This window comes from Streptomyces sp. NBC_01481, from assembly GCF_026339995.1.
GTDB lineage: Bacteria > Actinomycetota > Actinomycetes > Streptomycetales > Streptomycetaceae > Streptomyces.
Window position 1 is genome coordinate 140,967 of the sequence record NZ_JAPEPT010000003.1, and the last position, 14,988, is coordinate 155,954.

Below are 14,988 nucleotides of genomic sequence, written 5' to 3' on the forward strand. Positions count from 1 at the left end.
AGCAGGTTGTCGACTACACTCGTTCGGCTGTGAATGAATGGGTGAAATAGCATATGGGGCAAAATGGCATACGCCTCCTATTGAAGTCGCCGGTACGGGTGGTCCGGTGGCCAGGTGCCTCAACCCCGCCACGCGGTGGGCGGGCGCCGAATGATCCCGATCCGAACAACGTCGGTGTGGGCAATCCCATGCCGACGGAATGGGGCGAACCATCCTGAGTCAAGTGGAATTACTCGTGGCGACACGATGAAGTTCGTCTATTATCTTCTGCAATCCGAAGTCAGGTTAAATGCAATCTCTGGGGGAAATTGTGCCGGAAGTCAACGACCTAGCGCGTCCAACGGCGAAGCCCGAGGCATCGGCAGACACGCTGCACACGTGGTTCGCCCGTCAGGCCGCCGGGAGCCCCCGGGCCACCGCGCTCACCGCCGGTGGAACCTCCATGACCTACGAGGAACTGCACGACCTGGCAGGACGCATGGCCGCGCGTCTGGTCGCGGCAGGCGTGCGCCCCGGTGACCTCGTCCCGGTGCTCGTCCAGCGCCGCTTGGTCATCCCCGCGATCCTCGGCGTGCTGATGGCGGGTGCCGCCTACGTGCCGCTCGACCCCCGGTACCCCGACATCCGCCACGCGAGCCTGGCCGAACGGGTCGGGGCGGGCGTGATCGTGACCGACGACGAACTCGTCGTGCGGGCGAAGGCATGGCACACCGGATCGTTCGTGCTCGTCGGCGACGCCGCGGATTCGGACCTTCCGGCGACGAGCGTGGAGGTCGCCCCTGACGACCTCGCCTACGTGATGTTCACGTCGGGCTCGACCGGCACGCCCAAGGGCGTGAAGATAACGCACCGCAACGTCACGCGGCTGATGACCGAATCGTCGGCGATCTACGACCTCGGTGCCGAGGACGTGTGGACGATGCTGCACTCCTACGCTTTCGACTTCTCCGTGTGGGAGATGTGGGGGGCGTTGCTGTTCGGCGGTCGTCTCGTCGTGGTCGAGGACGACGAGGCCCGTGCCCCCGACGAGTTGCTCGACCTGATGGACCGTGAAGGCGTCACGGTACTGAGCCAGACGCCCTCGGCCCTGGCGGCACTGGCCGGCGCCGACGAGTTGCGGCCGGCGGGCCTCGACCGCCTGCGGCTGATCGTGCTCGGAGGCGAACGCCTCGACCCGGCCACGCTGAGCGGATGGTTCGCCCGCCGGGGCGACGAGCAGCCGCGCGTGGTGAACATGTACGGGATCACCGAGACGACGGTCCATGTCACGTACTGCCCCATCACGGCGCAGGACGCCGCCGCCGGCGCGGGCAGCCCCATCGGGGTGCCGCTGCCCGACCTGGACGTGTCGCTGCGGGACGAGGACGGCGCACCGGCCCCGGTGGGCGAGGTCGGCGAGATCTGGATCTCCGGGCCCGGCCTGGCGCGCGGGTACTTCGGCGACGACGACGCCACCGCACGCAGCTTCCGCATGGCGGCCTGGGGTCCCGATGACCACCGGCGGACCTACCTCAGCGGCGATCTCGCGCGAGCGGACGCCGACGGACGGCTCTTCTACGTGGGGCGGCGCGACGAGCAGGTGAAGGTCCGCGGCTACCGCGTCGAACTGGGCGAGGTCGGTGCGGCGCTGAAGGCCCACCCGGACGTCATCGACGCCTGCGTCGCGACCGACACCGGCAACTCGGTGGGATCCCGGCTGCTGGCATGGGCGACCGTACGCCCCGGCGGCCCGGGCACGGACGGCCTCCGGGCGTTCCTGGCCGACCGGCTGCCCGGTCACATGGTTCCCAACGAATTGCGAATCGTGGACTCCATGCCGCTGACGCCCAACGGCAAGGTCGACCGCAAGGCCCTGCTCGAACAGGCCCGCGCGACCTCCCGCACTGCTTCCCCCGCCGCGCAGGACGCCCCCCAGGGCGATTCCCTGCAAGCGGCCGTGGCAGGCATCTGGGCCGAAGAACTCGGAGTCGCCGAAGTCGGCCTCGGGGACGACTTCTTCGACCTCGGCGGACATTCACTGCTGGTCTCGAAGGTCATCCGCCGCACGCGCACGGAGATCGGTGCACAGATCGGCGCGCGCGCCCTGTTCGAAGCACCGCGGCTCGCCGACTTCGTCGAGCGCGTACGTGCCCAGGCCGCGACCTCGGTGGGTGCGGCCGCCGACCGCTGAACGGACCGGTCGTCGGAAGCCGTGTACGAACTCCAGCCGCCACGGGGCGGCCTGAGGAATTGGGTGGAACAACGTGCGTGCAGTACGCATTGGTAACAAGGGCAGGACAGCGGGGATCGCGGCCTGCATGGCGGTGATCGCGCTCGTGGCCGGGTGCAGCAGCTCCGGGGGCAAGGCCGACGAAGCCGGCTCCGGTGACGCCGGCGGGAGCGCCCAGGATGTGAACACCCCTCGGCTGAAGATTGCGATGGTGACGCACTCGGGTGAAGGCGACACGTTCTGGGACATCGTGCAGAGCGGAGCCAAGCAGGCGGCCCGGAAGGACAATGTCGAGTTCCTCTACGCCAACGACAAGGAGGCCAAGGGGCAGGCTGAGCTGGTCCAGTCGTTCGTGGACAAGAAGGTCGACGGGATCGTGGTGACGCTGGCCAAGCCGGAGGCGATGAAGGACGTCTTGGGCAAGGCCGCGGCGGCGGGGATCCCGGTGGTGACGATCAATTCCGGAGCGGAGTTCTCCGCGAAGTTCGGTGCGCTCAGCCACGTTGGTCAGGATGAGTCGGTGGCGGGTGAAGCAGTGGGTCAGGAAATCAGCCGGCGCGGGAAGAAGAAGGCGCTCTGCGTAATCCACGAGCAGGGAAATGTGTCGCTGGAACAACGGTGCGCCGGAGTGAAGAAGACTTTCGAGGGCTCGGTGGAGAACCTGAATGTCGAAGGCACCAATGCACCCGCTGCGCAGTCCTCGCTGAGTGCGAAACTGCAGGCGTCCACGGACATCGACGCGGTGATCACCCTGGGTGCATCGATCGCGGCGGTGTCGGTGAAGGCGAAGCTGGACGCGGGGAGCAAGGCGGAAGTGGACACCTTCGACCTGAACGCCGAAGTGGTCAAAAGGCTCAAGGCGGAAGAGGTCGGCTTCGCGGTCGATCAGCAGCCGTATCTGCAGGGCTATCTCGCGGTGGACGAACTGTGGCTGTACAAGACGAACGGGAATGTCCTGGGCGGTGGCAAGCCGGTCCTGACGGGGCCCGCGATCGTCACTGAGAAGGACGTGCCGGAGCTCGAGAAGTACACCGCCCGCGGCACCCGATGAACGGCCTGGACGAGAAGCTCGCCAAGGGACCCGGGCCGGGGGCGCCCCCGCCACCCGCCGCGACCGCGCAGCCCGACGAACGCCTGCTGAGGCGGTCACCGCTGCGCAAGCTGCTGGGCCGGCCGGAACTGGGCTCGGTGGTCGGCGCCGTCGCCGTCTTCCTGGTCTTCGCGGTCGTCGCCGACAGCTTCCTGCGCGTCTCCAGCCTCTCCACCGTCCTGTACGCGGCGTCGGTGATGGGTGTCATGGCGGTGCCGGTGGCGCTGCTGATGATCGGCGGCGAGTTCGACCTGTCGGCCGGCGTCCTGGTGACGAGCTCGGCGCTGTGCTCCTCGATGTTCAGCTACCGGATGTCCGCCAACGTGTGGGTAGGCGTCGGCGTTTCGCTCCTGGTGGCCCTGGCCATCGGGTTCTTCAACGGCCTCCTGCTGACCCGCACGAAGCTGCCGAGCTTCATCACCACGCTCGGTACGTTCCTGATGCTGACGGGACTGAACCTCGGCCTGACCAAGCTGATCAGCGGCACCGTGTCGACGAAGTCGATCGCCGACATGGACGGCTTCAGCTCCGCCAAGGCGGTGTTCGCCTCGTCGTTCACCGTCGGCGGCGTCGACTACAAGGTGACTGTCCTCTGGTGGCTCGGCCTGGTCGCGGTCGCCACCTGGATCCTGCTGCGCACCCGCGCCGGCAACTGGATCTTCGCAGTGGGCGGCAACAAGGACGCGGCCCGCGCGGTCGGTGTGCCGGTCGCCAGGACCAGGATCGGCCTCTATCTCGGTGTCGCGTTCGGCGCTTGGGTCTCGGGTCAGCACCTGCTGTTCTCGTACGACGTGGTGCAGTCCGGCGAGGGCGTCGGCAACGAGCTGATCTACATCATCGCGGCGGTCATCGGCGGCTGTCTCATCACCGGCGGCTACGGCTCCGCGGTCGGTTCGGCGGTGGGCGCGCTGATCTTCGGAATGGTCAGCAAGGGCATCGTGTTCGCCGAGTGGAACCCGGACTGGTTCAAGTTCTTCCTGGGGGCGATGTTGCTCTTGGCGACCCTGCTCAACCACTGGGTCCGAAAGCGCGCGGAGGCGACGTCATGACGACCGGGAGGAAGGGCGTGACCAGGCAGGAAGCCGTGCCGGCCCGCACGCCGCTCGTCGAACTGGACGACGTCAGCAAGTACTATGGAAACGTCCGCGCCTTGGAGGGTGTGTCCCTCGAAGTCCACGCGGGTGAGATCTCCTGCGTGCTCGGCGACAACGGCGCGGGCAAGTCCACCCTCATCAAGATCATCGCGGGGCTGCACCGGCACGATGCGGGCACCCTCACGATCGAGGGCGCCGTGACGAAGCTCGTCTCACCGCGCGAGGCCCTCGATCTGGGTATCGCCACGGTCTACCAGGACCTCGCGGTCGTTCCGCTGATGCCGGTCTGGCGGAACTTCTTCCTCGGCTCCGAGCCGACGAAGGGCGCGGGCCCCTTCAAGCGCATGGACGTGGAGTTCATGCGCAGGATGACTCGTGCGGAGCTGTCGCGCATGGGCATCGACCTGCGCGACGTGGACCAGCCCATCGGCACCCTCTCGGGTGGCGAGCGCCAGTGCGTGGCCATCGCGCGGGCCGTCCACTTCGGTGCGAAGGTCCTCGTCCTGGACGAGCCGACGGCCGCGCTCGGCGTCAAGCAGTCGGGCGTCGTCCTGAAGTACGTCGCCGCGGCGCGGGACGCCGGGCTCGGAGTGATCTTGATTACCCACAACCCGCACCACGCGTACCTGGTGGGCGACCGTTTCGTACTCCTCAAGCGCGGCAGGATGTCCGGCAGCCACACCCGCCAGGACATCACTCTGGACGAACTGACCCGCCAGATGGCCGGCGGCAGCGAGCTCGACGACCTCCGCCACGAACTGGAAAGGGCATGAGGAGCTGTCCGGACTGCCCGAGGCGCGCCGAAAACGCGTCGGCAAGACGTCTTGACAGACTGTTTTATCCGGCATCTCCGTAGAGCCTGTCTCATTCAGGGATCGGCCGTTCCTGCGGATTGCCGTTAGCACCATGTTCCACAGGAACCTTTGGTTCCACATTACTTGACGGAGTGTTAAGTGATTAAAACGATTGATGCCGGCGTCAACTCTCTGATAGTTTCACGCGCCGATGTCTTCTCGCGTGCCGCACTGCACGCCACAGCCGAATGAGTCGCCGCGAGGCCACGCTGATCCCAGGAGCCCTACAGATGCAGCAGAAGCCACCTTATGCACCCCCTATTGCGGTGATCGGGATGGCGGCCCGTTTCGCGGGCGCGGAGAATGTCGAGCAGTACTGGTCGAACCTCATCGAAGGCGTCGAGTCCTCGAACCGGTCGGCCGGCGACGCAACCGGTCCGGACGACGGCAGCCGTAACGGCAAGTTCGTGCGAGCGGTCGCGCGGGTCGGCGACATCGAGTCGTTCGATGCCGACTACTTCCGCATACAGCCGACCGAAGCCATCATCATGGATCCGCAGCAGCGGGTGCTGCTGGAGGTGGCGGCCGAGGCGCTGGAGGACGCCGGCTACGCCGGAGAACACGACGCGGTCGTCGGCGTGTTCGTCGGTTCCGGCGAGAACCACTACTTCCGTGAGTACGTGGCCCCGACCGAGGCCCGCGCGGGACGGACCGGCGACGTACGCATCACACTTGCGAACGAAAAGGACTTCCTCGCACCGCGGCTCGCTTTCAAGCTCGGCCTCAACGGTCCTGCCATCACGGTGCAGACCGGCTGTGCCACGGCGCTCAGCGCGGTGGCGCTCGCCTGCTCGGCCCTGGCCGCGGGCGACTGCGACATTGCCCTGGCGGGCGGCGTGAGCCTGCTGATGCCGGACGTCGACGGCTACACGTACACCGAGGGCGGCATCCTGTCGGCCGACGGGCGATGCCGGGCCTTCGACGCCGAGGCCTCCGGCACGATACCCGGATCGGGAGCCGGTGTTGTCGTGCTGAGGCGCGAATCCGACGCACAGGCCGCCCGTGACCACCGCAGGGCGGTCATCCGCGGCTGGGCGGTCAACAACGACGGTGGGTCACGCGGGGGATTCACCGTCCCGAACATCAACGGTCAGGAAGCGGTCATCCGTGCCGCTCTCGTGCGCGCGGACGTCAAGCCCGACCAGGTGGGCTACGTAGAGACCCACGGCACGGGCACCGCGATCGGCGACCCCGTCGAGTTCGAGGCACTGCGGCGCGTCTTCGCGACCCCCGGCCGGCCGGCCGGAACGCCCCTCGTGCTCGGCGCGGTCAAGCCCAACATCGGACACACCGACGCGGCGGCGGGTGCCGCCGGGCTGATCAAGGCGGCGCTGACGGTCGAGCGGGCCATCGTGCCGGGAACACTGCACTTCCGCTCGCCCAACCCCGAGATCGACCTCGCCTCCACTCCCTTCACCCTCACCTCCGAGACCCGGCCCTGGGAAACCGAGGGACCACGCATCGCCGGTGTCAGCTCGTTCGGCCTCGGCGGGTCCAACGCGCATGTCGTGCTGGAGTCCGCGCCTGCCGCGCCGGCCGCGTCCTCGCCGCGCTCGCGTCAGATCCTCGCGCTCTCCGCGCGCAGCGACGATGAGTTGAACCGGATGCGGGAGCGGCTCGCCGACCGGCTCGCTGCGGCGGCCTCAATCGATGACGCCGAACTGGCCGACATCGCGTACACGCTCGGAGTGGGGCGCGCCAGATTCGCCCGCCGCTGGGCGGCCGTGGTCACCGGACCTGCCGATGCCGTCGCACAGTTGCGCGCGGCCGGCGAGGCGGACCGGCCCACCTCACGGTGGTCGCTGGCGATGCACGGGACCCCTGGCGAGCTGTCCGCGATGGGTGAACGGCTCGTCTCCACGGAGCCGTTGCTGCGCTCCGCGCTCACCGAACTCACCGGACACGCCGACCTCCGAGGCCTCGCCCCGGAACGAGCCGGTGCGCTCGCCGCGCTCGGCGTCGCCCGGGTCCTGCTCCGCCTCGGCCTGACCTTCGCCAGGGTGGACGCGCCGAAGTGGGCGCGTCCGGCCGCGCAGTGGCTGGCCGGCGGTGCCGACCCCGCGTCGCTGGTGGCGGCCCTCGCCGCCTGTACGGCCGACGCCGACGCCGGGTCCGTCCGCGAGGGCGCCGGCCGGATAATCGTCGGCCCGTCCTTCGACCTGGCCGACGTGGCGGCAGCGGCATGGCGAGCGGGCGTCGCGGTCGACTGGGCTGCCTACTATGGCGACGAGCCGCGCGGCCGCGTCCCCTTGCCGACCCACCCGTTCACGCGCCGCCGGTTCTGGCTCGATCGCCCGGAAGCGGACTTGGCCAGCAGCTCCCCGCAGGCCGCGCCGACCCGCGCCGATACTGCGAACATCACCGAATTCGTCGAGAAGGTCTGGTGCGGCGTCCTCGGCGTCGAGCGCATCGAGCACGACGCGCACTTCCTGGACGGTCTCGGCGGCGACTCGCTGCACGCGGTGGAGATCGGTGCCCGCCTGAACGAGGAGCTCGGGCTCGAGCTGCCGATCGACCTGCCTTTCATCGCGCCCACAATCGAGGCCACTTCGACCTACATCGAACAGGCCCTGGCTATGGAGAAAACCTCATGAGCACCATCAACACCAACGACGTCCTGATCCGCCGACTGGACGTGACCGCCCGCGTGACCGATCAGGTGGTGGAACTCAGCGAGCGCCACCAGGGCGGCCTCCTGATCGAAAGGCTGATAGGCCGCTACGTGATCGACGCCGACGCGCGCAAGGTCTGGCGGCTCATCGACGGGCGCCGCAGCATCGCCCGGATCGTCGAGGACCTCGCCGCGGAGTCCGGCCTCCCGGTCGCCGAGATCGAGCAGCCCGTGCTCACCCTCTGCGGCCGCCTCGTCGAACTCGACATCCTCCAGGTCGCCACGCCCGCCGACGCCGCAGTGCTCGAGCTGGTGGCAGTCGCCGGATGAGTCGCCCAGCAATCACCCAGGTCGGCCTGCAGATCCCCGGTTACTCCTTCCCCGGGACCATGGACATCCAGCTCTTCGACCGTGTCGTCGAGATGGCGCAGACCGCCGAGGCCAACGGCTTCGACAGCCTGTGGACCATGGACCACGTGCACCAGATCGCCTCGGTCGGCGAGCCGGACGAGCCGATCCTGGAGGCGTACACGACGATCGCGGCGCTGGCCGCCGTCACGTCGACCGCACGCCTCGGAGTGCTCGTTTCGTGCAACGGATTCCGTAACCCCGCGCTGCTGGCGAAGATGGTCACGACCATCGACGTCATCAGCAAGGGGCGCGCGATGCTCGGCATCGGCGCCGGCTGGCACGAGGAGGAGTGCCGCGCCTACGGCATGGACTTCCAGACCACCGGAGAGCGCCTCAAGGGACTGGCCGAGGCGGTGCAGATCTGCCGGGCGATGTTCACCGAGCATGCGCCGCGGTTCTCCGGCACGTACCACCGGATCGCCGAGCCGATCAACGTGCCGGGACCGATCAACCCTGACGGTCCGCCAATCCTCATCGGCGGCGGCGGCGAGCGGGTACTGATCCCGATGGTGGCCCGGTACGGGGACGCCTGCAACTTCTTCGGTGCGCCGGCCACCGTGCGTCACAAGATCGACGTGCTGGAGAAGGCGTGCGCCGCCGTGGGCCGCGACTCCGGAGAGATCACCAAGACATGGCTGGGGCATGCGATCGTCACCGAGTCCGAAGCGGAGCTCCAGGAAGGGCTGGAACGGCTCGGGACGCTGTTGGGCCGGGCGCCGAGCGCCGTCCGGGGGTTCGCCCTCTGCGGCACCCGCGAGGAAGTGCGGCGCCAGATCGCGGAGTACCGCGACGCCGGAGCCGAGGGCCTGATCGTCACCGTGCTCGACCCGGGCGATCTGGAGCATCTGAGCCTGGTCGGCACAACGCTGCGGGAGGCCATGGATGACTGATCTGCCAAGCACCTCCGCGACCGATGTCGACCTGGACGGCGACCCCACCGAAGTCGTCGCGGCGGTCTGGGCCGAGGCACTCGGCCTGGACACCGTCGACCCGGACGCCGGCTTCTTCGATATGGGCGCGACGTCGGCAACGGTCGTCGGTGTGGTCCGTGTCCTGCGTCGGCGCTGGCCGGGCATCAAGATCGTCGATGTCTTCGCCCACCCGACCGTCGGACAGCTCGCGGCCTTCCTCGGCGATGGGTAGGCCGACCGCGAGCTCCGGACGCTTACTTCAGCGCGGTACTGATCGCCTCTGCGAGCTCCAACCACGCGGCGCCGCCGAAGAGATGATCGGCACCGGCGACCTCGCGGAAGGTGCTCTGACCGGTGGTCTCATGGCGCCAGCCGTCGACCTCGGACCGGCTGAGCAGGTCGTCGCGCGCGCCGTAGAGCACGGTGAGGGGCACGTCGAGGGGCGCGTCCGGCGTGTAGACGTAGTCGGAGACCAGCCGCATGTCCGCGGCGAGGATCGGCAGCAGCACCTCGAGGAGTTCAGGCTCTTCACGAAGGTGCTCGGGCACGTAACGCGTGAGGTCCTCACCCGACTCGTCGTCGCCGTCCGCCAGGACGCGCGGCGGAAGCTGCGACGCGACGAGCAGGTGGGCGACCTCGGGTCCGTCGCCGGACCGGTGCAGCCGCTGCGCCGTCTTGTAGGCCAGGAGGGCTCCGGAGCACTGGCCGAACAGCGCGACGCGCGGGACGTCCAGTGCGACCAGCTCCGCCACCAGTTCGTCGACGACCTCGTCGAGGGACGTCGGCAGCGGCTCCGTCTGCCGGCTCTCGCGGCCGGCCAGCCGTACGCCGTACACGTCGGCCGCGTCGTCTATCACCGGACCCCAGGGACGGAACGGAGTCGCTCCGGCGCCGGCCCACGGAATGCACGCGAGTGCGGTGCTATTCCCCGTTGTTGTTCCCGTGCTCCACGGAACGAGCTTCGATGATTGCTTAGATATAGCCGCATAATTCGATATGTCCATGGGCGCGGATCCTAGCATGTTGTGCAGGTGATCCGCAGCGTGATTAAGGCGACGTAGATTAATCTCGGCTGCTGCCCTGGGAAGTCACGTCCAGCATTCCGATCCCCACCATTCGAGAGGATTCTGATGTTTAATCCAAGTGTCGAGGTCATTGTCGAGCAGCCGTCGGTTCTCGCCCAGCCCGACCTTTCGTTCGATGCCATACTCAAGCGCTTTCCCGGACTGGCCGAGGCCAAAGCCGTCTGTATGACGGGGTCGACCGCCGCCGGGTGGGGCAACACGTTCAGCGACATCGACATGTACGCGTTCGCCGACGGGGGTCTCGACCTTCCCGTCGACGAGACGATGGAGACCTGGCAGAGCTCCGACCCGAGTGGTGTGCGCTGGACCATCTGGATGGGCGCCTACGGCGACCAGCGCGTCGACCTGAGGGTGTGGCCGACCGATACGCTCGCCACGGTGCTGGCGTCCTATCTCGAAAAGGAGGTCGAATTCTGCAACACCGGCGACTTCCTCCAGGACTTCATCTACCGGCTTTCCATCGGAGTTCCGCTGAAGAACGAAGCCTTCTTCAAGGAAATGCGCGAGCTGCTCCACGGCTCGTCGTACAGTCGGTCGCTCGCCCGATTCCTGAAGGCCGATGCGGAGAACTGCCTCACCGATGTCATGGGGCAGCTCGACTCCGGTGACTACAAGTCGGCCCGCGTGTCCGCCGGGCTTGCCGCGGGATTCATGACGGACGCCGCCCTCGCGCTTTCCGGAGAGCTCTGCCGACGCAAGAAGTGGCTGCTCCGTCGCCTGGAAAGCACTCCGCAGTGCGGAATTGGTGTGGACGAATACCGCACGACGGTCCTCGACGGCCTGCGCCCCGGGGAGTCCGACGCCGACTGTGCCCTGCGCGTCGCCCGCTGGACCCAGTCGCACATCGTCCGGCTCGAGGACGCCTTCCTGTCCGCCCCCTGATCACCGTCGCCGAACCGGCACAGCGACGCCAGCACATGACCCCTGCGTACGCCGCAGTTGAGAAGGAGACAGAGTGATCATCGCCACACGGGCAGCCGCCGCGGGTAGCCCGTTCGCTGCCGAGACCGGCGTGAGCCTGGCTGGGGTGACCCCGTGAGCTCGACGACCTCGTTCGCAAAGCTCCGTGCCGCGGTGAGCGGTCCGGAGGATCCCCACCAGCAGTTGTTGGTGATGTCGACGATCGTGAACACCATCGGCATGGGGATGTTCCTGTCCGCGGGCACGATCTTCCTCATCAGATCCGCGGGGCTGAGCCCGACCGCTGCGGGCATCGGCCTCACCGTCGGGTCGCTGGCCGGCTTCGGCGCCGGAGTGCTGATAGGCGACCTGGCCGACCGCCGCGGCTCGAAGAAGGTCCTGATCGGCTCCATGCTGCTCGAGGCGATGGCGAGCGTCAGCCTGCTGCTGGTGCACAGCCTGTGGCCGCTCTTCGTGGTGGCCGCCGCCGCTGCCGTCGGCCGTGCGGGAACGGTCAGTGCGCGCGGTGCGATGATCGGTGTGCTCGCGGAGGAGGGCAAGGGCGCGCGGTTGCGCACCTATCTGCGTGCCGTGACCAACGTCGGGATCGCGGTGGGCACGATCGGGGCCGCGGTCGTCCTGGCCATCGACACGCGCGCGGCGTACGTGACGATGGTCCTCATCGACACGTTCACCTTCCTGATCGCCGCCGCGATCCTGACGCGGCTGCCGAACTTCGCCCCGACCCGGGCCGCCGATGACGAGGACCCCGCCGCGGAGAAGACGCCCCGGTGGCTGGCTCTCCGCGACCGGACCTATCTGAGTCTGACCGCCGCCTCGTCGGTCGCGAGCCTGCAGTACTTCGTGCTTGTCCAGGCCCTGCCGGTGTGGATCGTCCTGCGCACGAACGCGCCGCGGTGGATGGCCGCGATGGTCCTGTTCCTCGGAGCGGTCATCGTCGCCGCCACTCAGGTTCCCGCTACGCGGTCCATCACCGACCCGCGTTCGGCGGCCCGGCTGCTCGCGCTGTCCGGCCCGATGTTCCTGGTGGCGTGGATCCTGATGGCGGTATCGGCGGGACCCTCCGCGTGGATCGCGGTCGCCCTGCTCCTCGTCGGCATCGTCGTGCACTCGCTGGCCGAGGTGTGGCAGGCCGCCGGTACGTTCGAGCTGTCGTTCGCGCTGGCCAAGCCCGAGGCCCAGGGGCAGTACCAGGGAGTGATGGGACTCGGTCACGGCCTCTCCGAGGCCGTGGCGCCGATCGTCGTCATCGCGATGTGCGTCAACTGGGGCAAGCCCGGCTGGATCGTGCTCGCCGTGATCGTCACCGTGGCGGGCCTCATATGCGCACTCATCGAGCGCAGCTGGTCCCGCTCGAACCCGCCGGCCAAGGCCGAGGCCCTTGCCAGTGAGTGAGCCGGCCGCGCGGTGAACCGCCGGGGCCATGAGGTGGCCGTCCGCACGATCGAACGCCTGGTGCCCGAGACCGCTGGCGGTTCACCTCGATGTCCGGGAAGGCCCGGCGCCACGGTCAGGAGGACCCGCGACGCCGGGCCCCGGCTTCGGCCCGGGGCCGTCGGACAGTGCCTTCGACGCGGGCGCCTTCCGGGACCTGGGTCCTGCGCGCGATGGGCCACTCGGACCCGGGGTTCACGCTGCGGAAGTACTCCCACTTCCTGCCCCGTGCGGGCGCCCGAGGCAGCCGGCGCCATCGACGCGATCTTCGCGTGGCCTCGCCCGGACGGCGTCGGGCCCCGACAGCGGCCCACAGTCCGGCTCAGGCGCAAAGTCCCAGAGAAGTCCCACGGATGCCGCCGCACCCCTCTCTGACCCGCTGCCTTGCAGGTCAGAGAGGGTGCGGCGGCATTCCCCGGTCAGATGTCGCGGAAGATCTCGATCTGCGCCCCCACCGAGTTCAGCCGCTCCGCAAGCTCCTCGTACCCCCGGTTGATCACATACACATTGCGCAGCACCGACGTGCCCTCCGCCGCCATCATCGCCAGCAGCACCACCACCGCGGGCCGTAGTGCCGGCGGGCACATCATCTCCGCCGCGCGCCAGCGGGTCGGGCCCTCCACCAGGACGCGGTGGGGGTCGAGCAACTGCAGGCGGCCGCCCAGGCGGTTGAGGTCGGTGAGGTAGATCGCGCGGTTGTCGTAGACCCAGTCGTGGATCAGGGTCTTGCCCAGCGCCACCGCCGCGATCGCCGCGAAGAACGGGACGTTGTCGATGTTCAGGCCCGGGAACGGCATCGGGTGGATCTTGTCGATCGGCGCCTCCAGTTTGGAGGGGCGCACCGTCAGGTCCACCAGCCGCGTACGGCCGTTGTCCGCCGCGTACTCGGGCGAGCGGTCGTGGTCCAGCCCCATCTCCTCCAGCACCGCGAGCTCGATCTCCATGAACTCGATCGGGACCCGGCGGATTGTTAGCTCCGACTCGGTGACAACCGCGGCCGCCAGCAGGCTCATTGCCTCGACCGGGTCCTCGGAGGGGGAGTAGTCGACGTCCACGTCGATGTTCGGGATGCCGTGCACGGTCAGCGTGGTCGTGCCGACGCCCTCGACCTTGACGCCCAGCGCCTCCAGGAAGAAGCACAGGTCCTGGACCATGTAGTTGGAGGAGGCATTGCGGATGACGGTCATGCCGTCGTGCCGGGCCGCGGCCAGCAGCGCGTTCTCGGTCACCGTGTCGCCGCGCTCGGTGAGGACGATCGGGCGGTCCGGTGCGATCGCCTGCTCCACCTTCGCGTGGTAGAGGCCCTCCGTCGCGGTGATGTCCAGGCCGAAGCGGCGCAGCGCGATCATGTGCGGCTCGATGGTCCGCGTGCCGAGGTCGCAGCCGCCGGCGTACGGCAGCTTGAAGCTCTCCATCCGGTGCAGCAGCGGGCCGAGGAACATGATGATCGACCGGGTCCGGCGTGCTGCCTCCGCGTCGATGGCGTCCATGTCGAACTGCGCGGGCGGCACGATCTCCAGGTCCACGCCCTCGTTGATCCAACGGGTGCGCACCCCGATGGAGTTCAGCACTTCCAGCAGCCGGAAGACCTCCTCGATACGGGCCACCCGCCGCAGCACTGTACGGCCCTTGTTGAGCAGCGAGCCGCAGAGCAGCGCGACACACGCGTTCTTGCTCGTCTTCACGTCGATGGCCCCGGACAGCCGGCGCCCGCCGACCACCCGAAGATGCATGGGCCCGGCGTAGCCGAGCGAAACGATCTCACTGTCGAGTGCCTCGCCGATGCGCGCGATCATCTCAAGGCTGATGTTCTGATTGCCCCGCTCGATGCGGTTCACGGCGCTCTGGCTGGTGCCGAGTGCGTCGGCCAACTGCGTTTGTGTCCAGCCCCGATGCTGACGGGCGTCACGGATGAGCTTGCCGATGCGTACGAGGTAGTCGTCTGCCATGGCGGCAGGCTATCTCAGATATGAGATGTGATCGCGTGGGGTGGGCCATCAGGGTGACAGACTATGAGCAACAGGGTGTTTCGGTTCATACAGGGGCAGTTCGGCCCCGCTCGGCATCCGCACCGCGGCCAGTACTCCCCACCCCTGGTCGCTCGGTGGCTGCGAGACCTCGACCCCGCGCTCCGTGAGCCTGGCCAAGGTCCGCTGAAGGTCGTCGCACATCAGATAGAACTCCGCCTTCGGCTGATCCCCTGTCGGATGCACGGCGATCTCCGCCGGCGGCAGCTTGAAGATGAGCCAGCCGCGTCCCGCGTCGACGTGCGCGAAGCCGAGCACGTCCTTGACGAATGCTCGGTCGGCATCCGAGTCCCGGCTGTAGAGGATCACGTGCGCACCGCTGAACATGCTCCGATACTGAG

At 68.3% G+C, this 14,988-nt stretch carries 13 protein-coding genes; 10 read left to right on the forward strand and 3 right to left on the reverse strand.

Going from position 1 to position 14,988, the window contains the following annotated elements; translation table 11 throughout:
• Window positions 1-289: 289 nt before the first annotated feature.
• The 8 genes from OOK40_RS17205 to OOK40_RS17240 all read left to right on the forward strand — a co-directional run bounded on the left by OOK40_RS17205 (window position 290) and on the right by OOK40_RS17240 (window position 9,412).
• Window positions 290-2,170, forward strand: a complete 1,881-nt coding sequence (locus OOK40_RS17205) for a non-ribosomal peptide synthetase (protein WP_266482119.1) — start codon at window positions 290-292, stop codon at window positions 2,168-2,170.
• 127 nt (window positions 2,171-2,297) lie between these two features.
• Window positions 2,298-3,260, forward strand: a complete 963-nt coding sequence (locus OOK40_RS17210) for a sugar ABC transporter substrate-binding protein (protein ID WP_266482122.1) — start codon at window positions 2,298-2,300, stop codon at window positions 3,258-3,260.
• Window positions 3,257-4,348, forward strand: a complete 1,092-nt coding sequence (locus OOK40_RS17215) for an ABC transporter permease (RefSeq protein WP_266482126.1) — start codon at window positions 3,257-3,259, stop codon at window positions 4,346-4,348. The genes OOK40_RS17210 and OOK40_RS17215 overlap by 4 nt, the downstream gene beginning before the upstream one ends.
• Window positions 4,345-5,166: an ATP-binding cassette domain-containing protein gene (locus OOK40_RS17220; protein WP_266482129.1), complete on the forward strand. Its 822-nt coding sequence runs from the start codon at window positions 4,345-4,347 to the stop codon at window positions 5,164-5,166. The genes OOK40_RS17215 and OOK40_RS17220 overlap by 4 nt, the downstream gene beginning before the upstream one ends.
• Before the next feature lie 311 nt (window positions 5,167-5,477).
• Window positions 5,478-7,841, forward strand: a complete 2,364-nt coding sequence (locus OOK40_RS17225) for a beta-ketoacyl synthase N-terminal-like domain-containing protein (protein WP_266482132.1) — start codon at window positions 5,478-5,480, stop codon at window positions 7,839-7,841.
• Window positions 7,838-8,188, forward strand: coding sequence for a PqqD family protein (locus tag OOK40_RS17230; protein WP_266482134.1), 351 nt, complete (start codon window positions 7,838-7,840; stop codon window positions 8,186-8,188). The genes OOK40_RS17225 and OOK40_RS17230 overlap by 4 nt, the downstream gene beginning before the upstream one ends.
• A complete protein-coding gene (locus OOK40_RS17235) occupies window positions 8,185-9,159 on the forward strand; it encodes a TIGR03560 family F420-dependent LLM class oxidoreductase (RefSeq protein WP_266482136.1) in 975 nt (324 codons plus the stop codon). Before OOK40_RS17230 ends, OOK40_RS17235 begins: the two co-directional genes overlap by 4 nt.
• Complete coding sequence (locus OOK40_RS17240; protein ID WP_266482139.1) at window positions 9,152-9,412, forward strand: phosphopantetheine-binding protein; 261 nt, start codon at window positions 9,152-9,154, stop codon at window positions 9,410-9,412. The genes OOK40_RS17235 and OOK40_RS17240 overlap by 8 nt, the downstream gene beginning before the upstream one ends.
• Window positions 9,413-9,434: 22 nt before the next feature.
• On the opposite strand, the gene OOK40_RS17245 is transcribed toward OOK40_RS17240, so the two are convergent.
• Entirely contained in the window at window positions 9,435-10,202 is a 768-nt protein-coding gene (locus OOK40_RS17245) for a thioesterase domain-containing protein (protein WP_323136071.1), read from the reverse strand.
• A 108-nt stretch (window positions 10,203-10,310) separates the two neighbouring features.
• Between OOK40_RS17245 and OOK40_RS17250 the strand changes: the two genes are divergently transcribed.
• Window positions 10,311-11,147: a hypothetical protein gene (locus OOK40_RS17250; protein WP_266482144.1), complete on the forward strand. Its 837-nt coding sequence runs from the start codon at window positions 10,311-10,313 to the stop codon at window positions 11,145-11,147.
• Between the two features lie 153 nt (window positions 11,148-11,300).
• Complete coding sequence (locus OOK40_RS17255) at window positions 11,301-12,581, forward strand: MFS transporter (protein WP_266482146.1); 1,281 nt, start codon at window positions 11,301-11,303, stop codon at window positions 12,579-12,581.
• A 458-nt stretch (window positions 12,582-13,039) separates the two neighbouring features.
• Here OOK40_RS17255 and OOK40_RS17260 read toward each other — a convergent pair whose 3' ends face one another.
• On the reverse strand, window positions 13,040-14,569 hold the full coding sequence (locus OOK40_RS17260; RefSeq protein WP_266482148.1) for a UDP-N-acetylglucosamine 1-carboxyvinyltransferase: 1,530 nt from the start codon (window positions 14,567-14,569) through the stop codon (window positions 13,040-13,042).
• Between the two features lie 48 nt (window positions 14,570-14,617).
• Complete coding sequence (locus OOK40_RS17265; RefSeq protein ID WP_266482150.1) at window positions 14,618-14,974, reverse strand: VOC family protein; 357 nt, start codon at window positions 14,972-14,974, stop codon at window positions 14,618-14,620.
• Window positions 14,975-14,988 lie beyond the last annotated feature (14 nt).